Here is a 22,597-nt window from a genome sequence, read left to right as displayed (position 1 = left end):
GTTGTAAAGCTAGTTAAACTATTCAACTCAAATGTTCTGTTAAACTCATTTGGTACGAAGTAAGGCATTTAAATAAGACCCGAACAAGTCCATAACAGTTTGCTGGCGACAATAGCAAGAGTGAACCACCTGATCCCTTCCCGAACTCAGAAGTGAAACCTCTTAGCGCTGATGGTAGTGTGGGGTTACCCATGTGAGAGTAAGTCATCGCCAGCTTTTAAATCTAAAACACCCCGCTCTCTAACGAGAGCGGGGTGTTTTTTTATGCGTGGTGTTTATCGGGAAGAAAAAAGTCTAAAATCTAGATCAAGAATTTTTTATCATTAAATGATAAATTAATTGCTTTACCTAACATGAAAAAAATATAGGAATATAAAAAATGTCAGAATACACCTTGCCGCATTTTGGAACACTGCAATTAGAATCACTAGAAGAGTATTATCAAGTTGATCTTGAGCTTAATGGCAAAGCCGTTCAAGTTGATTTAAATTTTGAAGCGAATACTTTGGATGTAGAAACTTTTCAACGAATTAAGTCTTTTATTGAAAATATAGAAAAATTTGATCAAAAAAACCAAGATTATATTCAACAAGATTTTGAAAATGAAAAGGAAGGGACTGTTAAAGAATATGTGGATTTTCATACTGAAGAATTAGGCGATGATTTCTTAGAAAAAATTGGGATTTCTAATCCAATAGATAAAGCACAGCAGTTTTTAACCAAATTATATTTAGCAAGGGTTGGGCTTTATCCAGATGGAAAATATGATACATCATATTTTGCTGTCTTTGATTACACTACAAATAGAGACTTAACTGATCAGTTAATCGTCGTTAAAACAGATGATCACGGTAATTTGGATCATTTAAGTTGGGAAAGCTAACGATGCAGTAAAGTGAAGCAGCCGTATTTAGAAGTCTATAGATTCTAAAACAATGTAGGTATAAAAAACAAAACCCCATCATGATGACGGGGTTTCTTCGTATTGATGTGTTAGATCTAACTTTTGTTAAATTTCACACCTTATCTTTAAAGTTTCAATCCAATAAACTCATGACATCATCTTCAGATAATTTCACTTCATTTTCATGATCAATACTTAGAATAGATTTGGCAAGATCAGCTTTATTTTTCTGTAAGGCTAAAATCTTTTCTTCAATACTCTGGTTGGTAATCAACTTATAAACAAATACAGGTTTATCTTGACCAATACGCCATGCACGATCAGACGCTTGATCTTCAGCCGCTGGGTTCCACCAAGGATCATAATGAATCACAGTATCAGCAGCAGTGAGATTAAGCCCAACACCGCCTGCCTTTAAACTGATGAGGAAAACAGGAATATCGCCTGCTTGGAATGCCGTGATCACTTCATCACGTTTCTTGGTTTGTCCAGTAAGTTTTACATTTCGAATATTTAAGGCTTTTAAATGCTCTTCAATGAGTTGTAGCATCGTAGTGAATTGAGAGAAGATTAAAATCTTACGTCCTTCCTCAACCATATCTTGAACCATTTCCAATAAATGATCTAATTTTGCTGATTCAACATTTTGATTTTTGACTTGATCAAGTTGTAAAAGGCTTGGATGGCAGCAAACTTGTCGAAGTTTAAGTAATGCGCTTAAAATTTGAATCTGACTACGATGGAAGCCTTTAGCTGCAATCAACTCACGAATATTCTTTTGCATTGTTGCACGAACAGCTTCGTAGAGCTTGGATTGCTGTTCATTCATATCAATATTGACTTCAATCGTGGTTTTTTCGGGAAGCTCTTTCGCTACCTCTGTTTTTAAACGACGCAACATAAACGGTTTAATACGAGAAATGAGTTTGGTTTTAACCTGAAGATCTGCATGTTTCTCGATAGGATTGCGATATTTTTTATTAAACAGTTCCTGACTATATAAAAAACCAGGCATTAAGAAATGGAACAATGACCATAACTCACCCAAATGGTTTTCCATCGGTGTACCAGTTAAGCATAGACGATGTTTTGCTTTGATTTGTCGTACCACTTGAGAGGCTTTGGCGCGTGGATTCTTAATGTTTTGCGCTTCATCCAAAATCAATAAATGATATTGATAGGGCAGTAAAAATTCTTCATCACGGCCCAAAAGTGGGTAAGTGCTGAGCACAATATCTACATTTTTAATCTCTTGAAAATGCTCAACTCGATCATGCCCTTGTAAGACCAAAACTTTTAATTCAGGAGTGAATTTCTCGGCTTCTTTACGCCAGTTATGCATTAAAGAGGTTGGTGCAATAATCAAGGCAGGGCGTTGATTTAATCGACCTGCCTGCTTTTCTAATAGAATATGTGCAAGTGTTTGTGCTGTTTTACCGAGTCCCATATCATCGGCAAGGATACCGCCATGTTCAGTTTCACGTAAAAACTGTAGCCATGCTAAACCTTGTTGTTGATATGGGCGTAGTTCGCCTTGGAAACCTTGTGGTGTACAGATTTGATCTTGATAACTATTTTGAAGCTTTTCAGCAAATATTTTCAGGCGTTCGTTGGTGCGCCAAGGCATGCCCAAATGATGCTGTAAATCTAAGAATTGAGCGGCATCGTATTGATCTAATGTTGCAGATTCAGGATGTCGTAAAATTTCTTTTAAATAGATCAGAATGGGCTTAATTTCTTGATTTCTAAGCGCCAGTTGCGTTTGAGCTTCTCTTAAATGAACAATTAAGAAGCTGTCACTGTCCATTTTTTCAATATAGTCATCTTCTAAAAGATGTGGATTATGCTGTATCGCATAGCCAAGAAGATCAATCAGGTTATAGGTGTTGCCATTCATATCCTGAATCGTTGCACCGACATTAAACCAGTCTTGTTTTTTTTCAGATTCATTTAATGAGAGTTGCAGGTTTTGTGTTGCACTTAAATTGAACTGACTATCTAGGGTATGTTCAACTTTCCAGCCGAGACCTTCGATTTTATTTTCAGGAACCAGTTGCTCAACCCAAGCCATGGGATCTGCATAAACAATTGAGTTTTCAGTGATGTCATCAAAAGCAGGGCGTTTGCTCTTTGGTAGCTTGCTAATCCGTTGCATGGATTTAACTGAATGAATTAATTCATCAATATGCTTCTTTTCAGCAACTAAATCGCGTTGTTGGCGAACTGCTTTTTCATCAATATTGATAATGAAACTGTCATCAGGGAAACCCGCTTTAATTCGTCCAGCTGAGTATTCAAATTCAATTTCAGCAATTGCATAATGATGCATATGACCAAGACGATCATATTGCGGATGTGTTCCAAAACGTAAAATAGGTGTGGGTTTGCCTTTTAATATTTCTATACTTTGTGTAAATGGCGCTTGGGGTAAATCTTCAAAAAATGCATAGGGTTGAATCACTTGCTCAAATTCAGCCATTAATTCCACAGGCATTTGTGGCATATTCAGCAATTCTTCGATCATTTCACTAGAATATAAAGACTCAAGTACACCGACTTGGTTTTTAAGAGTATCGAGATAACTTAATGGATGAGAATGAATAATATAAATTTGTTCAGCATGGTCAGGTGAAATCTCTAGATGATTTTCATCAAAAAATTGTGCCTTGAGTTTTTCTGTTTGCTGTTCTGTACGCGTTTGCCAGTTGAATTCAATTTTATAAGCTTGATCAGACCATGTTAAAGGTAATCTTTGTACATCTAGTGCGTAACAAGCGCTACTTTGAATAGCCGTTCTTAGGTGTTCTTGATAGATTCCTGAAATATCCCATGACGCTGGATAAAAATGAACATCGCTAAAATTTAGCTTAGCGAAAAAGTACAAATGACTAAAGATTTTCTTTTCTTCTTTGCTCACTTTAAGACGTTCATTTAATACATTGTCATAGCTGGTGTAGAGCGCAGTATCTCTAATTTTTCCATCTTTGTTACGACGAACTTTAAAAACACTAAGTTGTAATTTGGCGGTGTTATTTTTCGGTTGGAAAATATAAATAAGTTGGTGCTGTACTGGCGTTTCAGTGCGTTGAACTTGTGCCAATTGTTGTTTAAATTGAGCAAGCCAAGCTTTTGCCGTGGTGTGGGTAGAGCTATTTGTTGTGGTTTGAGCTTGGTCTAATGGGTTTAGTTTTTGACGAGCAGCTGGGTTGGAAAGTTGTTGATCATAAAAATAACGTGCAAGTGCAGCCGAATGCTTACAATCGTAACCAACAGGGCAACTACAATCTGTATCCACAATTTTATTGGTTAAAGGATTATAGATAACAGCCGTTTCATAATAATCCGTTCCCTGAATTTGAGCTTCGATGACTAAATTATCCCGATCAGGGTAGACCTCTAAGGATTTTAGATCAATTTTTTTGACATAACTCAAGCTTCTTTGAATGGTTGCAGGGTTAAAACGTGATAAAAATTGATTCAATGTCGCCATTATTTATAGAGCTAAAAATTAAAAGGAAATTACTAACAGTGTAACGGATTTTTGAGCATGAATCTGAAATTAATATAGGAGTTTTGATCAAAAATGACATGTTTTTAAATACAAATTGATCGTTTCTGCAACTTTAAATTAAATAAAATCTGTCAGTATAAGTTTTTCAAAATAATGCTGGGAAGCAAATCAAGATGAAGCATAATCCAATTTACTATACAGATCAGCATTTTGCATTTGCAGATTCCATTCGAAAGTTTGTTCAAAAAGAATTAATGCCACATATCAATCAATGGGAAGAGGCAGAAACCTTTCCAAAAGAACTTTATAAAAAAGCCGCAGATATCGGCTTATTGGGGATAGGTTTTGACGAAAACTATGGAGGAATTCCAGAAACCGATGCTTTTCATGTGTTGTTGTCTTCGATTGAGTTAGCCAAAACAGGTTCAGGTGGTTTATGTGCCTCCTTATTGTCACACTCGATTGGTGCACCTCCAATCAATCATTTTGCTTCAGATGAGATTAAACAAACTGTACTGACTCAAATCTTGGCAGGCGAAAAAATTTCAGCGTTGGCGATTACTGAACCCACGGGTGGGTCTGATGTAGCAGCACTTAAGACCAAAGCTGTACGGGATGGTCAAGACTATATTGTCAGTGGCGAAAAAACCTTTATTACATCGGGCATTCGTGCTGATTATTATACCGTTGCAGTACGTACAGATCCTGATGCCAAAGGCCCGAATGGTATCTCGATGTTATTGATTGATGCCCATAGTGACGGCATAAGCAAATCAAAACTCGACAAAATGGGATGGTGGGCTTCGGATACGGCTCATCTCCATTTTGATCAAGTTCGTGTTCCTGCAAGCAATTTGTTGGGAGCAGAAAATATGGGTTTCCTTGTGATTATGAATAACTTCAATATGGAGCGTTTTTTTCTTGCTGCCAGTAGTTATGGTTTTGCATTAACCTGTTATGAAGAAGCATTGGAATGGGCACGAGAACGAAAAACCTTTGGTAAACGTTTAGTTGATCATCAAGTGGTTCGGCATAAATTAGTTGATATGGCGACTCGCTTAACCACAACACTTGCTTTGTTGGAGGATACTGCTTATCGCTTAGGGAAGCCTGAAATGCAGGGCAATGAGTTAATTGCACAAATCTGTATGCTTAAAAATGTGGCCACTCAAACCATGCAGTTTTGTGCCGATGCAGCTGTACAAACGTTAGGGGGCATGGGCTTTATGCGAGGCACTAAGTCTGAACGGATTTACCGTGATGTTAAAGTCAATATGATTGGTGGTGGGGCGGAAGAAATTATGAAAGACCTCGCGAGTCGTCAATTGGGCTATTAGAATATCTAGAATGGATTAAACTAGAACTGTACACAATAAATCGCAATAAAAATAAGCAGGGAACAACAAGATATGGATCATTTAAATAACCCGATTTACTACACCGCTGAGCATCGTGCATTTGCAGACAGTGTGAAGAAATTTGTTGAAAAAGAGATTTCTCCTTTTGTGAATGAATGGGATGAGGCTGAAACTTTTCCTCGTGAACTTTATCAAAAGGCTGCTGCAATTGGTCTATTGGGTTTAGGCTTTGATGATGAGCATGGAGGAATCTCAGATGCAGATGCATTTCATGTGTTCTTAGCCGCAGTTGAAACAGCCAAAGCTGGTTCTGGTGGTGTACATATTTCTTTGATGATTCATACCATTGGTACACCACCAATTCATCATTTTGCCCAGCCACATATTCGTGACAAGGTGATGCCACAAATTATTTCAGGCGAAAAAATTTCTGCACTTGCGATTACTGAACCAAGCGGCGGTTCTGATGTTGCTGCATTACAAACCAAAGCAATCCGCGAAGGTGATTTTTATCTGGTGAGTGGTGAAAAAACCTTTATTACTTCAGGTATGCGCGCAGATTATTATACGGTTGCGGTGAGAACTAATCCTGAAAATAAAGGTGCGAGTGGTATTTCGATGTTATTGGTTGATGCACATAGTGATGGCATTACTAAATCACCTTTAAAGAAAATGGGCTGGTGGGCATCGGATACTGCTCATTTGCATTTTGACCAAGTCAAAGTTCCTGTAGAAAATCTTCTTGGTGAAGAAAATGCTGGCTTTAAGGTCATTATGAAGAACTTCAATATGGAGCGCTTTTGGTTAGCCTCTATGGCCTATGGTTATGCCTTGGTCTGTTATCAAGAGGCTTTAGAATGGTCTAAAGCGCGGAAGACTTTTGGAAAACGCTTAGTTGATCATCAAGTGGTACGACATAAGTTGGTTGATATGGCAACGCGTTTAACCACAACACGGGCATTATTGGAAGATACTGCTTATCGTATGGGGCAGGCTGAACTACAGGGCAGTGATTTAATTGCACAAATTTGTATGTCAAAGAATATCGCAACCCAAACCATGCAGTTCTGTGCAGATGCAGCAGTGCAAACCTTGGGTGGTATGGGCTTTATGCGAGGGACTAAATCCGAGCGTATTTATCGTGAAGTCAAAGTAAATATGATCGGTGGCGGTGCTGAAGAAATCATGAAAGATTTGATTAGTAAGCAGTTGGGGTTTTGATCACTCCTTTGGGAATAATAAAAACTTACAATGCTGGTTTCAGCTAAAAATAACCATAGGTGCGCTAGAGGCCTAGGGGTATTGTCAATTTAAGGAGTCTTTATGGAAGTAACAAAGGTTTTTCAATTAGGATATAGTCAGGCCGTTCTTTTACCTAGAGCATTTCATTTTAAGGGTAAAGAAGTTGTGGTTAAACACTTTGGTAATGGTGTTTTACTCTTACCTTTAAATCATCCTTGGGAAATCATGCAAGAGGCTGTGTGCGAGTTTGAAGATGGTTTTTTGCTTGGGCGAGAAGATCAAGGTACTTAAAGTTGAGAAAAATTGTTGTGAATTCTCAAAAGTTTTCACTTTTTGAACAACTCAATGCCTAAATCTAATGCTGCTCTTATTGTGTGATTTTTAGATGATTCCGAAGTTTAATTTTACGTAGATATGGCGTTATTCTCCAACAAAGATTGTAAGCTGAATTTCCGCATGCCCAATAACAAATGGTCGTTGCATGAATGTCTAGATTGTCTTGTAAAATTTGAAGAATCGTCATCCATTGTCGATCTGAGCCTAGTATTTTCGATGACTCTTCAAACGATTGTAAAAGTGTTTCCATAAGTGCAAATTTTTCGTCATCGTTAAGTTCATTTGAAAGATAAACATGCATAAATTCATCAATACGACTGGGATCTGCAACTTCATATTCCCAATCTTGCATATAAGGATCAGTAGGTAAATTGAAACGTTGAGCTAATGCGTTAATTGCCGAAGATGTAATATACCGTTGAGGGTATATTTTATAAATTATTTCTGTCTGTTTTATCATGCAAGCAAATGTTAAGTTATTTCGGTTCTATAGAACTTAGAACAAGTGCAGCTGAGAAATCAACCATTGCTTGTCAATCTTCGGCCCAATCCTCATTAATTATCGCCCAACGTTGATGATCCATCCATTGCTGACCACCAATCCGCAAATATTGTCGAGAAAAGCCTTCCTGAATAAAGCCAGCACCAGCAACCAGGCGAATGGAAGCAGTATTCTCAGGTTGTATATTTGCCTCTAAACGATGCAAATTTAAAACACGGAATGCTTCATTCAACAATAAATTAATGCCTAAACGCATGTAGCCATGTCCTTGAAAAGGCTAAAAAACCTCATAACCTAAATAAGCAGAATGAAAATAACCGCGAATGATATTGGAAATGTTAAAGGTACCAATAATTTGATGGGTTTCAGTCAGACAAAGGAAATATCTGCTTTCTTATTGTAAGTAATGTTGAAAATCAGTTGGAGGATATGTCCAAGGATGATGAAGTGTTTGGCTTTTTTTATAGGACTTTTCGATTTCTTCAAGATCTGAAATGTTGGGCTTGCGAAGATAAACTGTGCTTATTTCAAAGCCATTTCTAAAACGATTTCAGTCAGTTCATCTAAGCTCATTTTACCATTGGGATTATACCAAGTGACGGTCCAAGCAATCGCACCGCCCAACAAACGGCGCCAAATAAAAGCATCATGCTGAATTTTACCAAGGTCGCGCAATTTCTCAATCACAGCGAACCAGATATCCTCATAATCATTTCGTAGTTTAAGGAGTTCATCTTGTCGTTGTTTCGACAATGCAAACCATTCATAAACTAAAACAGCCATGGCTGAACCGGTATCTCCAGTAATCGAAATTAACTCAGCTTTGATCAAGTATTTTAACTGTTGTTCAGCATCATCCGATTTTTGGATTGCATCAAGCATACGGGCATGATTGTAAATAATGGTTTCATGCATGACATTGGCAAGAATATCATCCTTGCTTTTAAAATGATGAAATAAGCTACCCGATTGAATTCCAATAAAATTTGCTAACTCACGAACTGTGGTTTTGGCATAACCTTGCTTATGAAATAAATAAGCAGCACCAAGTAATAAACGACCTTTAGGGCTGTCATCAAAACATGCGATTGGTTGGATATCATCGATTGAGTGAGCAATCATCGGATCATTTTTTCCATAAAGTTAAGCAAATTATTCATTGTATAAAACGTGTTTTAGCACATTTGCCAATTCAGGATAACATTTTGCCCTTTACAAACCAAGCGCTTGCTTGGTAGATTGATGTATAAATTTTATTCAGAACAATGAAAACAAGATAGGTGTGAAAATGGAAGATCAGCGTATTGTGAAAATTGGATGTGCTTCAGGTTTCTGGGGGGACACCAATACCGCAGCATTTCAGTTGGTACATTTGTCTGACATCAATTATTTGGTTTTTGATTACCTTTCAGAAATCACCATGTCTATCATGGCAAAAGCGATGATGACCAATCCAGAACATGGTTATGCTTTGGATTTTGTCAGTCGGGTGATGACACCGCTGCTTAAAAAAATCAGTGATAAAAAAATAAAAGTGATTAGCAACGCAGGAGGTGTCAATCCATTGGCATGTCGTGATGCCTTACAGAAAGTGCTTGAAGCACAAGGATTGGATTTAAAAATTGCAGTGGTATTAGGGGATGACCTAATGCCACAACAAGCCGAATTAAACACACAAAATATTAAAGAGATGTTTAGTGGCGAAGATTTGCCTAGCCAATTAGCCAGTTGTAACGCATATCTAGGCGCTGTTCCAATTCGAGACGCACTTGATCAAGGTGCAGATATTGTCATCACTGGGCGAGTGGTGGATTCAGCAGTGGTGCTTGCACCTTTGTTGCATGAATATCAATGGTCCTTAGAGGATTATGACAAGCTGTCCCAAGGCGCTTTAGCAGGGCATATCATTGAGTGTGGTGCACAATGTACAGGTGGCAATTTCACGGATTGGCGCTTAGTACAAGGCTTTGACAATATGGGGTTTCCAATTGTTGAAGTGAAAGCAGATGCATCATTTATTGTGACTAAACCAAAAGGAACCGGTGGACTGGTTTCGGTTGCAACTGTTGCTGAACAAGTTGTCTATGAAATTGGCAATCCGCAAGGGTATTTACTGCCCGATGTCACAGCAGATTTTAGCCAAGTGAAATTAGAACAGGTGGGTGAAGATCGAGTTTTAGTGATTGGCGCAAAAGGTAGAGCACCGACACAACAATATAAAGTCAGTGCAACCTATCCTGATGGTTATCGTGTCTTGGTGAGTTTCCTGATTGCAGGACGCGAAGCTCCTGAAAAAGCCCAAGTAATTGCAGATGCAATATTAACTAAGTGTGAGCGTGTTTTAGCATTACGTTCAGTTCCGCCATTCTTAGAAAAATCAGTTGAAATATTGGGTATTGAAAGTACCTATGGTGCAAATGCACAGCCAATCAATAGTCGAGAAGTGGTTGTCAAAATCGCTGTAAAGCACATGTTTAAAGAAGCATGTATGTTTTTTGCTTCTGAAATTGCCCAAGCATCTACTGGAATGGCACCTGCATTGGCTGGAATTGTTGGGGGGCGTCCCAAAGCTTCCCCTGTGATTAAGTTGTTCTCGTTTTTAGTGGATAAATCAAAACTAAGTGTTGTGATCGACATCAATGGTCAGCGTCAAAATATACAGATTCCATCAGGTTGCTCAGATCAATCTTTTGATGTTGTTGCAGTGGGTGAAGTTGCTCAATTTACGGGTCAGGAGATTGAAGTTCCTTTAGTTGAAATTGCCCATGCTCGGAGTGGCGATAAAGGCAATCACAGCAATATTGGAGTGATCGCACGTCAGCCTGAATATCTACCCTGGATTCGTGCCAATTTGACTGAGGAAAAGGTCAAAGAATATATGCAGCATGTTTTAGACCCCGAAAAGTCTAAAGTGATTCGTTATGAAATCACGGGATTTAATGCCTTAAATTTTATGCTGGAAAATGCCTTAGGTGGTGGAGGAATTGCCAGTTTACGTATTGATCCACAAGGCAAAGCTTTTGCTCAGCAGCTTTTAGATATGCCAGTCAAAATCCCAGCGAGTTTAAAGTCCTTCTAATCCTTGTTTATGAACGTGGGGTGAATTCCTCGCTTTTTAAAAGGGAGCTTGGAGCGGGATTTAAGCAAGTTAAAAGACAACAATTTGGATATAAAAATGCATTATCACTCAATATTTAGATCGGATGCTTTTCAGGACCAAGTCATCATTGTGACCGGTGGTGGTTCGGGTATAGGACGCTGTACTGCTCATGAACTGGCTGCTTTAGGGGCTCAAGTGGTGATTACAGGGCGAAAAATTGAAAAGCTGGAAAATGTCAGCAAAGAAATCATCGAAGATGGTGGCAAAGTTCATTTTATCGTTTGTGATAATCGCGAAGAACACAACGTGAAAGAGATGATTGCTGAAGTGATTGAAAAATTTGGCAGACTTGATGGGCTTGTTAATAACGCTGGCGGTCAGTTTCCCTCAAATTTAGAAGGCATTTCTGCCAACGGTTTTGATGCTGTGGTACGCAACAATCTGCATTCAACTTTCTACTTAATGAAAGAAGCCTATAACCAGTGGATGGCAAAACATGGTGGCAGTATTGTCAATATGGCAGCCGATATGTGGGGTGGCATGCCGGGGATGGGACACTCTGGTGCAGCCCGTGCTGGGGTAGATAATTTAACCAAAACAGCAGCGGTGGAATGGGGACGTTCTGGGGTACGTGTTAACTGTGTTGCACCTGGTTGGGTTGTTTCTTCAGGAATGGACAATTACACCGGTGATTTTGCCAAATTTATTATTCCAAGTTTGGCGGGGAATGTACCCCTGAAACGAATGGGGACCGAATCTGAAATTTCTTCTGCTATTTGTTATTTACTTTCAGAAGCAGCAGGTTTTATTTCTGGCATGACGATTCGTATTGATGGCGCTGCATCCTTAGGCACTCGAATGTATCCATTGGCAGATGCTTCGAATAGCGAGTCGTTTAATGGCTTCCATCGTGCCTTTATTCCAGATGTATTAAAACAACAATTGAGTGATCAAACCAATAACCAACAGACAGGAGAAAATTCATGACTGTTCTCCAATCCGAAATTGCAGTTGGTAGTGAGCAATTTGAACAGAACAAGCAGGCATTACTTGCTCAAATTGCCGAAGTGCGTGCAGTACAAAATAAGAATATTGAAAAATCTTATGCAGCCAAACCCAAATTTGACAAGAAAGGCAAAATTTTACCGCATGAACGTGTCCGTTTAGCTCTTGATGCTGATTCACCATTTGTTGAACTGTGTGGCTTGGTGGGTTATGGCATGCATGATGATAAAGATGGTTCAGATGCAGGTGGTGGGATTATTTCAGGGATCGGTTTTGTCAGCGGTGTTCGTTGTCTGATTTCAGCAAGTAACAGTGCAATCAAAGGCGGAACAATGTCACCGATGGGGGTACAAAAAACCTTACGTCTTCAAGCAATCGCTTTTGAACAGAAATTACCGATGTTGACTCTCACTGAAAGTGGGGGTGCCAACTTAAATTACGCTGCTGAAGTATTTACTTATGGTGGAATGACCTTTGCCAATCAGGCACGACTGTCTGCTGCAGGCTTACCCCAAGTCTCCGTGGTACATGGCAATGCAACTGCGGGTGGAGCGTATCAACCGGGTCTATCTGATTATGTGATTGCAGTTCGTAAGCAAACTGAGATGTTACTCGCAGGGCCACCTTTACTTTTGGCGGCAACCGGAGAAGTGGCAACTGCAGAGGAACTCGGTGGTGCAGAAATGCATGCACAGGTTGCTGGAACAGCAGAATTTTTAGCCGAGAATGATGCCGATGGAATTCGTATTGCTCGTGAGGTTTTTGAGCATCTTAACTGGAAAGAGCAAACTCAAAAGTTAAACTTAAGCTATAAAGAGCCACGTTATCCTGCCGAGGAGCTCTTAGGGATCATTCCTGCAAGTCCGAAGCAGCCTTTTGACATGAAAGATGTGATTGCACGAATTGTTGATGACTCTGAATTTTTTGAAGTAAAACAAGAATATGATGCATTGACCGTGTGTGGCTGGGCAAAAATTGGTGGATTACATATCGGAATTATCACCAACAACGGACCGATTACCCCACAAGGCGCCACCAAAGCTGCACAGTTCATTCACCTCTGTGAACAGACCAAACGCCCCTTACTGTTTTTACATAACACCACAGGCTTTATGGTCGGAACTGATGCTGAACAGAACGGCATTATTAAGCATGGTTCGAAATTGATTCAGGCCGTTGCCAATACCACTGTACCGAAAATTTCTATCGTTGTGGCTGGTTCGTATGGTGCGGGCAATTACGCCATGTGTGGACGTCCATTGTCACCGCAATTTATTTTTGCATGGCCAAACTCGCATGTGGCAGTGATGGGTTCAGCTCAGGCAGGCAAGGTATTACGTATCGTAGCGGAAGGAAAGCAAAAAGCTTCAGGGATGGAGCCTAACGAGCAGATGCTGGATTTCTTAGAGCAAAGTACAGCAGCAAAATTAGAACAGCAGTCAACCGCCTTATTTAATACGGCCATGTTGCATGATGATGGCATTATCGATCCGCGTGATACACGCAAAGTCCTGATCTTCTTATTAGAAACAATTTATGAAGCAGAACATCGCAAACTAAATCCAATACGATTTGGTGTATCGAGGCTTTAAAAGTCCTCGCCCTTTGCAAAACTCATCGTTCCTCATCTTTTAAAAGTGAGGTGTTCTCCGCTTTATTAAAGCGAGTTAGAGAAGATTAAATTTAAGGAAAAAACAATGAAATTTACAACAGAGCATGAAGCACTACGCCGTACCACACGTCAGTTTGTTGAGACTGAACTCAATCCTTATATTCCGACATGGGAAGCTGAAGGGCGATTTCCTATTCATGATGTGTTTAAAAAACTGTCGGATTTAGGTTTGCTGGGGATTTGTAAGCCTGAAGAAAATGGCGGATTAGGCTTAGATTATTCTTATAACCTTGTGGTTGCAGAAGAATTAGGGCGAGCCGCCTGTGGTGGTGTACCTTTGGCGATTGGTGTGCAAACGGATATGGCAACACCAGCCTTGGCACGCTTTGGTAGTCAAGAATTACGGGATGAATTTTTAACACCTGCAATTGCGGGTGAATATGTCGCTTCGATTGCTGTATCGGAAGTACATGCAGGTTCAGATGTCGCAGCCATCAAAACCACCGCAAAAAAACAGGGTGATGATTATGTGATTAATGGCAGCAAAATGTGGATTACCAACTCCCTACAAGCTGACTTTTTTTGTTTATTGGCCAATACCTCTGATGATAAACCGCATGTCAATAAGTCCATGATTATTGTTCCTGCAAAATCCGCAGGCATCTCTTTCTCTGAACCCCTTAATAAACTTGGAATGCGTTCAACCACGACAGCAGAAGTCTATTTTGACAATGTTCGTGTACCACAACGCTACTTGGTGGGTGCAGAAGGTATGGGCTTTATGATGCAAATGATGCAGTTCCAAGAAGAACGAATGTGGGCGGCTGCTAATGCAATTGGTGGTTTGGAAAATGTGATTCAACAAACCATTCAATATACCAAAGAACGAAGCACCTTTGGACAACCGTTGATTAACAACCAATATGTACATTTTCGTTTTGCGGAGTTGATGACCGAAGTGGAAGCTTTACGTGCCTTAACCTATCGTGCTTGTGAAATCCACATTGACGGCGGGAATGCAACAGAAATTGCATCTATGGCAAAACTTAAAGCAGGTCGTTTAACGCGAGAAGTTGCAGACAGTTGCTTACAGTTCTGGGGTGGAAATGGTTTTATGTGGGATAACCCCGCTTCTCAGCTGTATCGTGATGGCCGTTTAGGTTCGATTGGTGGCGGTGCAGATGAAATTATGCTTGGAATTATTTGTAAGTTGATGGACATTCTTCCATCTAAACGTCAATAACAAGGAGAATAAATATGGCACTTTCGCAATCTCTAACAACACAACAATTTGATCGCAGTATTGAGCTTGAACAAGAAGGCAGCATTTTAACCCTATGGCTCAATCGACCTGAGAGTCGCAATGCCATGAGTTTGAATATGGTCAAAGCGATTCAACAGGTGTTTAAAACGATTCAAGATGACATCTCCATTCGTGCAGTCATTTTACGCGGTAAAGATGGACATTTTTGTGCAGGCGGTGACATTAAAGATATGGCCCAACTGCGTGGCGAGGCCACCAGTGTTGGTTCTAATCAGCCTTATGTTGATTTCAATCGTCAATTTGGACATATGCTGGAGCAAGTGGATCAAGCGCCACAAACTGTTGTCGCGGTTTTAGAAGGTGCGGTATTGGGTGGTGGTTTTGGCTTGGCCTGTGTTTCAGATATTGCAATCAGCCTTGCCGATGCCAAATTTGGTTTACCTGAAACAGGATTAGGGGTTATTCCCGCCCAGATTGCCCCATTTGTGGTAAAGCGAATTGGCTTAACTCAAGCCCGCCGTTTGGCCTTACTTGGCGCACGTTTTGAGGGGCATACCGCATTGAAGGTTGGTGTTGTACATGAAGTGGTTGAGAATGAAAAAGCACTGGAAGTTTTATTGATCGAAACCCTTCAGCAGATTAAACGTACCGCTCCGCAAGCGTCTCGTGTGACTAAAGCTTTATTGCACCGTACTTTAAATGAAGCTTTGACGCCTTTATTGGATGATGCCGCGCAGCAATTTGCCAATGCTGTGGGGGGCGAAGAAGGTATAGAAGGCACAATGGCCTTTATCCAAAAGCGTCATCCAAATTGGTTTGATGCATAAGTCTGACAATGCGGATCACTGATCTTGATTGAGATCAGTGTGATTCAACCAAGATAATCAAGTGAATATAAAACCAAAAATAGGGAAAACGAGAATGGCATTTTCAAAAATATTGGTGGCGAATCGTGGTGAAATTGCTGTTCGCGTGATGAAAACAGCAAAAGCAATGGGTTATCAGACTGTGGCTGTCTATTCAGATGCAGATCGTTATGCGCGTCATGTACAGCTTGCAGATGAGGCTGTATATATTGGTGCTTCAAAAGTTTCAGCGTCCTATTTATCTATTCAAAATATTATCGACGCATGTAAAAAAACGGGGGCTGATGCTGTTCATCCCGGTTATGGTTTCCTTTCTGAAAATACCGATTTTGCAGCAGTCTGTGAGAAAAATGGAATTACCTTTATTGGCCCACCTGCACCTGCAATTGAGTTGATGGGCAGTAAACGCCTGTCAAAAATTGCCATGATTCAGGCGGGTGTACCATGTGTACCGGGCTATGAAGGTGATCAGCAAGATATAGAGTATTTAGAACAACAAGCCAATAAAATTGGTTATCCACTGATGGTCAAAGCTTCAGCAGGCGGTGGTGGGCGCGGTATGCGTCTGGTACAGCAATCTGCTGATGTTGTTGAAGCCTTAAAAACAGCACGTTCTGAAGCAGAAAATGCCTTTGGTTCAGGTGAGTTGATTCTTGAAAAAGCTGTGATTGCTCCACGCCATGTTGAGATACAGGTATTTGGCGATACCCACGGCAATTATGTGTATTTATTTGAGCGTGACTGTTCGATTCAGCGTCGTCATCAAAAAGTGGTTGAGGAAGCCCCATGTCCAGTGATGACTGAAAGCTTACGCCAACAAATGGGTGAGGCTGCTGTTGCAGCAGCGAAATCATGTGATTATGTCGGTGCAGGAACGGTTGAGTTTTTATTGGATCAATCAGGTGAGTTTTATTTCCTCGAAATGAATACACGTTTGCAAGTCGAGCATCCCGTAACAGAGCTGATCACGGGTTTAGATCTGGTGGAATGGCAACTGCGTGTGGCCAATGGTGAAACCTTGCCCTTACAACAGTCTGAACTGACCTTGTCAGGACATGCGATAGAAGTTCGCTTATATGCAGAAGACCCACGCCAAGACTTCTTGCCACAGACTGGTCAAATACAGCGCTGGCAAGCTGCTGATTTACCCAATGTTCGAATTGATCATGGTTTGTTGCAACAGGATGAAATTAGTCCGTTTTACGACCCAATGGTGGCAAAAGTCATTGCATATGGTCAAACCCGTCAGGATGCCATTCGGCTCTTGGCGCGTGCTGTAGATGATTGCGTATTGTTGGGGGTGAATAGTAATAAGCAGTTTTTAGTGAATTTGCTTAGACACCCTATTATTGTCAAAGGCGACACCAATACTGCCTTTATTCAAGAGCACTTCCAAACAGATGCCAGCTTACATAAACAGGCTTTGGGCTTAGAACACCTAGCTGTTGCTGCGGCACTGTTGACCAATGCTTCTAGTCAAAGCAGTTGGAATACCGGAATTGCGTTATCTTTACCTTTAAAACTCAAGCATGATGATCAGTTATTACAGCTTTTGGTGAAACGTGATCAAAACCAAGTGAGCGTTGAAATTTGTGGGCAGACACTTGGGATCAGCATTATTGAACAGCAAGCAGAAAAATTCATTTATGAGGTGGATGGTGTACGCCGTTCGATTGACTATGTCTTAGATGGAAATCAGCTGTATTTAGATGCGGTAAATGGCAATATCAGCATTGAAAATATCACCTATGCAGCACCTGAAACTTCCGATGTCGCAGGCGATGGTCACATTCGTGCACCAATGGATGGTGCAATTATCAATATCTTGGTAAATGCGGGTGATACCGTGACTAAAGGTCAAACTTTGTTGATTTTAGAAGCGATGAAGATTCAGCAACAGATTAAGTCTGATGTTGATGGGGTCGTGAATGAGATTATTGGGCAAGTTGGACAACAGGTAAAGAAACGTCAGTTGGTATTGAATATTCAGGCTTGATTGATCGGATTAAACGTATTGTATAGGGACTTAAAAACTTCAATATTCTCGTGTATTGGAGTTTTTTTGATTGCTGAAAATAATAAAGCATGTACATGCTTGACAGCTTTTTAGTCTATTGTTATTTTTCGGCAATTCTTCTCAATATGCGATCCACATGCCGATTGATGATGGCTTTGTTTATCAGCCTCCTTTAGATCCACTTGACATTATTTTTGAAGATAATGACTTTGTTGCCATCAATAAACCCGCAGGGTTACTTTCAGTTCCGGGGCGTTTGCCTGAACATCATGACAGCGCTTATTTTCGAGTATTAGCAATATACCCAAATGCCAAGATTACCCATCGTTTGGATATGGCAACCTCGGGCATTCTGTTGTTCGCCAAACATCGTGATGCGGAAGTTGCAGCAAGTAAAATGTTTCAAGCGAGAACTGTTAAAAAAAATTATATTGCTTTGGTGCAAGGGCAAATCAATAGCAATGGTCGTGTGGATGTGCCTTTGATTACCGATTGGGAAAATCGTCCACGCCAGATCGTGCATTTTGAGTTAGGCAAACCCGCACAAACTTTATTTGAATCTGTAAGCTATGATGCTGAAAAGGATGTAAGTCGGGTGCTACTTACACCGATTACAGGACGTTCTCATCAATTACGGGTGCATATGCAATATATCGGGCATCCGATCATGCGCGATAAGCTTTATCATCCTACGCCGTTTAACACCGATTTAGCGCGTATGGCATTGCATGCAAGCTATTTGTCTTTTATGCAGCCTTTTAATAATCTACTGGTTGAGATTGTATCTGAGCCTGAGTTTTAGCATTTCGCTTTTAATTCAGATTTGGGTATGGGTTATCCTCTGAACTGTTTCTCCGTACACTCTCATTGGCAAAGGCTAAATGTTCAGTTAATGGGAAATTTTTTAATTTATTTTCAATATGCTGACTTGAAAGCGGAATACCTTGATTATTGAATACTGAACCTTGAGTCTCAATTGCTAGAAAATAAGCAATCGCATAACAGATCGATTTTTGAGAAGCTTGGATTTGCAAAATTAATGGATCATTTTGTAAAGGAGAAATAGAAAAAGTGTAATTGTCTATTTCTCGAGAGCTTATGTATAGTTCTGTCCAATGTCTACTTGTAAGAGGATAACTATCACCGTCACTATCATAGTTATGAGTATTAGATGCAAAAAGAAAGCTTGTAAACACTCTAAAATCTGGACGATTTGTGCTTACTTTTACAGATAATTCAAAAGGTAAACCATTGTTTTTCATATTTCATATCATAATTTTTGAAAATATTTTATCAAATAATATGGGGATTTATCGTATTAAATTTAACTAAGACATAAATATAAAAGTCATAAATCAAAAAAGCCTGCAAAATTGCAGGCTTTGCTCATAGAGAGGGGATTAAACTTGGTTGTTAACATCATCATGTTTTGTTTCACGAATGGCCAAGAATGCCAACAGTGAAAGAATGGATGCTGCTGTCAAGTAGTAACCCACCGCTTGTAAGCCATATTTGGTTGCAAGTTCAGTTGCGATCAGAGGTGCAAAAGATGCGCCCAAAATACCTGCCAAGTTAAAGGTTAATGCAGAGCCTGTATAACGTACAGAAATCGGGAAAATTTCAGACAAGACCGTACCAATTGGGCCGTATGTCATTCCCATCAATGCTAAACCTACACATAAGAACAAGAACACAATCACTGTGCTACCTGACTCAAGCATACTGGCAAATACTAAACCAAAAAGTGCAGAGGCAATACATACCCCAATAGAGGTTGCCTTACGCCCAAACTTCTCAGCAAATACAGCAGAAAGCGGAATAAAAGCAGCAAAACACAGTGTTGCGACCAGTTGCATCTCTAAGAATTCTGCACGTGAGTAACCCAGTTGTTTGGTTCCCCAGTTGAGTGCAAATACTGTTGTGAGATAGAACACCACGAATGTACATACCGCAGCAATTGTGCCGAGGAAGAGCATTTTATAATGTTTGGTCACAACTTCTTTAAATGGAACATTAACTTCTTTTTGTTTGTCTAATACTTTCTGGAACGCTGGGGTTTCATGCAATTTTAAGCGAATATATAAACCCACAATCACCAATGCAGCACTTGCAAGGAATGGAATACGCCAGCCCCATTGCATAAAGTCTGCTTCAGACATCAATGCACCAAGACCAAGGAATGAACCCGTTGCCAAGATAAAACCGATCGGTGCGCCCAGTTGCGGGAACATCCCATACCAAGCACGTTTGCCTTCAGGCGCATTTTCAGTTGCAAGCAAGACTGCACCAGACCATTCACCACCAAGACCTAAGCCTTGACCTAAACGACAAAGTGCAAGTAATAGCGGTGCAACGATACCAATCTGTGCATAGGTTGGAAGTAGACCAATACATACTGTTGAAACACCCATGGTCAATAAAGCCGCGACGAGGGTTGCTTTACGACCAATACGATCACCTAAGTGACCAAAGATTGCTGCGCCAATAGGGCGGGCAATAAATGCGATGGCAAATGTTGCGAGTGATTGAATTGTTGCCGTCATCGGATCTGTACTTGCAGGGAAGAACAGATGCGGAAAAATGAGGACTGCAGCAGTTGCATAGATATAAAAATCGAAGAATTCGATTGTTGTACCTACAAGACTTGCGAAAAGAACACGAGTCTTTGAATTTGTTTGAATTTCTGGAGTAGCAGTAGATAATGACGCCATGGTGAACCTTACACTTTTAAAAGTAAAACGAGTCTTTAAAGCGTAATCTTTTTAAAAAAGGCGTAATTTCTTAAAAAAACAACGAGATCAACCCAAATTCACTCCATCAGGGTCACTGAATTTTGAGTGTCTATGAATTAAATGACGTAAAGATAGATTGCAAGGAAATGTGATCCTGCACCGACCAAAACAAATATATGCCAAATAGCATGAGTGTATCTTACTCTTTTTAAGGCATAAAACAATGCGCCTATTGTATATGCTAAACCACCAATGACCAATAATTTTAATGCTTCTGGTTTTAAAAACTGTTGCATATCATCCATTACAAGCACGGCAAGCCAACCCATGACCAAATAAGCAATCAGTGAAATTTTTTCAAAACGATGAATGAATATTAACTTGAATAGTGTTCCAATGGCTGCGATGACCCAAAGTGCAATCAATAAATAATGTGCTTTTGCTGTTGGGATGGCAATTGCCAAAAAGGGCGTATAGGTTCCCGCAATTAAATAATAAATCGCGGTATGATCCAGCTTTTTATACCATTGGCGTTTTTTTTCATCGACAGAAAAATGATAAATTGCTGAACTGGAAAACAGTAAAATCATGCTTAGACCATAGACAAGCAATCCAAAAAATTGCCATCCATGCAGATAGTTGCCTTTAATCAGCATCAAAACAGTCGCTATAGCAGCCAAAATTGCACCGAATGCATGACTCAACGCATTAATACGTTCTTCTTGTGGTGCATAGATGTGAATCAATTTATCTGTCGACATTGGATCTTATTATCCTAAAAATACAACTGTATAGTAATGGAGTTTTACCTTTAAAGTAAGACGTCTTAAAATAGGTAACTTAATTAATACGAGTTTTGATTATGTCCAATGTGGCAAGCTTATCTGTTCAGGAACAACAATTTTTTGATAGCGTACAGCAAGCTATTGATAATCAAAGCTTAGATCGTTTGATTTTAAGTCAGTATAAAGGAGAATTGGTTGATTTAGAGAAAATGACCTTTCGCGTCATTCAGCTACAGAATGAAACGGTTCTAAGCTGTCTATATCGTTATAAAACCAATGATATTACTAAAAACTATCCACTTACCCATGCGTTAACCACGATTCAGGGGCTGGCAGAGGATTGTAAACAAGCCAATTTATTTACCCATGAGGCTGAAACGCAGCTGAAGAAAAATAAAAAGAAAGCCTTGCTGACCGTCAGTAAAAATAAGCTGGATAAAACCGCTAAAAATCAACAACAAGGGCATGATCGTACAAAACATCGTTTTGTCGACCAAGAAAGTTATTTTCTCCAACCGCTCGGCATTACCGATGCCAATGCACAGATTATTCCAAGCATGGCACGTAAGTGGAAGCAGATTAACAAATTTGTTGAAATCTTTTCAGGTGCTTTGGTGCATATTCAACAGCCAGAAGCTTTAGCGCATGATGGAAAAACCAAAGATCAGGCTTTAAAAATTGTCGATTTTGGTTCAGGAAAAGGCTATTTAACGTTTGCTTTATATGATTATTTGGCAAAACAACATCAAACTCCATTTGTAACGGGTGTTGAGCTGAATGACAAAATGGTGAAATTTTGCCAAGAGGTTGCGCAAAAGTCTGATTTTAATCAATTGGATTTTTTCCAAGGTGATGTGAGAACGTATCATCCATCCCATTTGGATATTATGATCGCCTTACATGCGTGTGATGTTGCAACAGATTTTGCGATACATACAGGTATTCGTTTAAACGCTCAAATGATTATGTGTGCACCTTGTTGCCATAAAGAATTACGCCCACAATTGAATAGTCCACAAGTGTTACAACCGATGTTGCAATTCGGTATTCATGCAGGACAACAAGCTGAAATGCTGACAGATACCATTCGAGCTCTGTTGCTGAAAGCGTATGGTTATGAAACCAAAGTCTTTGAATTTGTGGCATTAGAACATACCAGTAAAAACAAAATGATTTTGGCAACCAAGCGTAAAGATTTCACTGCACCTGATCAAACAGTCTTAGATCAAATTCGTGCTTTAAAAGAGATGTATGGGATTCAAAAACAATCCTTAGAATTATTATTGAATGATCAGTGGGACCAGCAAGACATTGGCGCTAAGTGCTAGCGCGTTGTGAGGAGAGAAAGCAGGTTTAACTGCTT

Annotated in this window: 18 protein-coding genes, 1 rRNA gene and 1 pseudogene; 13 read left to right on the top strand and 7 right to left on the bottom strand. The window is 39.9% G+C overall.

Annotated elements, in window-relative coordinates:
• Positions 1 to 101 precede the first annotated feature (101 nt).
• Positions 102 to 216 (top strand): 5S ribosomal RNA (gene rrf / locus AS4_RS18550).
• Positions 217 to 379: 163 nt separating this feature from the next.
• Positions 380 to 883, top strand: a complete 504-nt coding sequence (locus tag AS4_RS18545; protein WP_096735144.1) for a DUF2004 domain-containing protein — start codon at positions 380 to 382, stop codon at positions 881 to 883.
• 154 nt (positions 884 to 1,037) lie between these two features.
• Here AS4_RS18545 and AS4_RS18540 read toward each other — a convergent pair whose 3' ends face one another.
• Positions 1,038 to 4,394, bottom strand: a complete 3,357-nt coding sequence (locus AS4_RS18540; RefSeq protein WP_096735143.1) for a DEAD/DEAH box helicase — start codon at positions 4,392 to 4,394, stop codon at positions 1,038 to 1,040.
• Positions 4,395 to 4,588: 194 nt separating this feature from the next.
• On the opposite strand from AS4_RS18540, the gene AS4_RS18535 reads away from it, so the two are divergent.
• The 3 genes from AS4_RS18535 (at position 4,589) to AS4_RS18525 (ending at position 7,306) form a co-directional block, all read left to right on the top strand.
• A complete protein-coding gene (locus AS4_RS18535) occupies positions 4,589 to 5,752 on the top strand; it encodes an acyl-CoA dehydrogenase family protein (RefSeq protein ID WP_096735142.1) in 1,164 nt (387 codons plus the stop codon).
• A 72-nt stretch (positions 5,753 to 5,824) separates the two neighbouring features.
• A complete protein-coding gene (locus AS4_RS18530; protein WP_096735141.1) occupies positions 5,825 to 6,994 on the top strand; it encodes an acyl-CoA dehydrogenase family protein in 1,170 nt (389 codons plus the stop codon).
• Positions 6,995 to 7,096: 102 nt separating this feature from the next.
• Positions 7,097 to 7,306, top strand: a complete 210-nt coding sequence (locus AS4_RS18525; protein WP_096735140.1) for an antitoxin — start codon at positions 7,097 to 7,099, stop codon at positions 7,304 to 7,306.
• Positions 7,307 to 7,382: 76 nt separating this feature from the next.
• Here AS4_RS18525 and AS4_RS18520 read toward each other — a convergent pair whose 3' ends face one another.
• The 3 genes and pseudogenes from AS4_RS18520 to AS4_RS18510 form a co-directional block, all read right to left on the bottom strand.
• Positions 7,383 to 7,811, bottom strand: a complete 429-nt coding sequence (locus AS4_RS18520; protein ID WP_096735139.1) for a hypothetical protein — start codon at positions 7,809 to 7,811, stop codon at positions 7,383 to 7,385.
• A 73-nt stretch (positions 7,812 to 7,884) separates the two neighbouring features.
• A pseudogene (locus AS4_RS18515) lies at positions 7,885 to 8,379 on the bottom strand (GNAT family N-acetyltransferase).
• A complete protein-coding gene (locus AS4_RS18510; protein WP_096735138.1) occupies positions 8,376 to 8,975 on the bottom strand; it encodes a TetR/AcrR family transcriptional regulator in 600 nt (199 codons plus the stop codon). Before AS4_RS18510 ends, AS4_RS18515 begins: the two are co-directional and overlap by 4 nt.
• A gap of 166 nt (positions 8,976 to 9,141) precedes the next feature.
• On the opposite strand from AS4_RS18510, the gene AS4_RS18505 reads away from it, so the two are divergent.
• The 7 genes from AS4_RS18505 (at position 9,142) to AS4_RS18475 (ending at position 18,519) form a co-directional block, all read left to right on the top strand.
• Positions 9,142 to 10,932: an acyclic terpene utilization AtuA family protein gene (locus AS4_RS18505; RefSeq protein ID WP_096735137.1), complete on the top strand. Its 1,791-nt coding sequence runs from the start codon at positions 9,142 to 9,144 to the stop codon at positions 10,930 to 10,932.
• A 96-nt stretch (positions 10,933 to 11,028) separates the two neighbouring features.
• Positions 11,029 to 11,940: an SDR family oxidoreductase gene (locus AS4_RS18500; RefSeq protein ID WP_004817877.1), complete on the top strand. Its 912-nt coding sequence runs from the start codon at positions 11,029 to 11,031 to the stop codon at positions 11,938 to 11,940.
• Positions 11,937 to 13,550, top strand: coding sequence for an acyl-CoA carboxylase subunit beta (locus tag AS4_RS18495; RefSeq protein WP_096735136.1), 1,614 nt, complete (start codon positions 11,937 to 11,939; stop codon positions 13,548 to 13,550). The genes AS4_RS18500 and AS4_RS18495 overlap by 4 nt, the downstream gene beginning before the upstream one ends.
• A 105-nt stretch (positions 13,551 to 13,655) precedes the next feature.
• Complete coding sequence (locus AS4_RS18490; protein ID WP_004817872.1) at positions 13,656 to 14,813, top strand: acyl-CoA dehydrogenase family protein; 1,158 nt, start codon at positions 13,656 to 13,658, stop codon at positions 14,811 to 14,813.
• A 14-nt stretch (positions 14,814 to 14,827) separates the two neighbouring features.
• A complete protein-coding gene (locus tag AS4_RS18485) occupies positions 14,828 to 15,661 on the top strand; it encodes an enoyl-CoA hydratase/isomerase family protein (protein ID WP_096735135.1) in 834 nt (277 codons plus the stop codon).
• Positions 15,662 to 15,755: 94 nt separating this feature from the next.
• Positions 15,756 to 17,696, top strand: coding sequence for an acetyl-CoA carboxylase biotin carboxylase subunit (locus AS4_RS18480; RefSeq protein ID WP_096735134.1), 1,941 nt, complete (start codon positions 15,756 to 15,758; stop codon positions 17,694 to 17,696).
• A gap of 157 nt (positions 17,697 to 17,853) precedes the next feature.
• Entirely contained in the window at positions 17,854 to 18,519 is a 666-nt protein-coding gene (locus tag AS4_RS18475; protein ID WP_004724105.1) for an RluA family pseudouridine synthase, read from the top strand.
• A gap of 10 nt (positions 18,520 to 18,529) precedes the next feature.
• Here the strand turns inward: AS4_RS18475 and AS4_RS18470 are convergent, their stop codons facing one another.
• From AS4_RS18470 to trhA, 3 genes are all read right to left on the bottom strand, one after another.
• Positions 18,530 to 18,979, bottom strand: coding sequence for a hypothetical protein (locus AS4_RS18470; RefSeq protein WP_096735133.1), 450 nt, complete (start codon positions 18,977 to 18,979; stop codon positions 18,530 to 18,532).
• 138 nt (positions 18,980 to 19,117) lie between these two features.
• A complete protein-coding gene (locus tag AS4_RS18465) occupies positions 19,118 to 20,428 on the bottom strand; it encodes an MFS transporter (protein ID WP_004817867.1) in 1,311 nt (436 codons plus the stop codon).
• Between the two features lie 137 nt (positions 20,429 to 20,565).
• Positions 20,566 to 21,210, bottom strand: a complete 645-nt coding sequence (gene trhA / locus AS4_RS18460; protein ID WP_004817865.1) for a PAQR family membrane homeostasis protein TrhA — start codon at positions 21,208 to 21,210, stop codon at positions 20,566 to 20,568.
• Positions 21,211 to 21,311: 101 nt separating this feature from the next.
• Here trhA and AS4_RS18455 point away from each other — a divergent pair, with 101 nt between their 5' ends.
• On the top strand, positions 21,312 to 22,562 hold the full coding sequence (locus AS4_RS18455) for a class I SAM-dependent methyltransferase (RefSeq protein WP_096735132.1): 1,251 nt from the start codon (positions 21,312 to 21,314) through the stop codon (positions 22,560 to 22,562).
• Positions 22,563 to 22,597 lie beyond the last annotated feature (35 nt).

The sequence above is a fragment of the Acinetobacter guillouiae genome (genome assembly GCF_002370525.2).
Lineage (GTDB): Bacteria > Pseudomonadota > Gammaproteobacteria > Pseudomonadales > Moraxellaceae > Acinetobacter > Acinetobacter guillouiae.
This window is presented reverse-complemented; position numbering and strand designations above follow the sequence as displayed.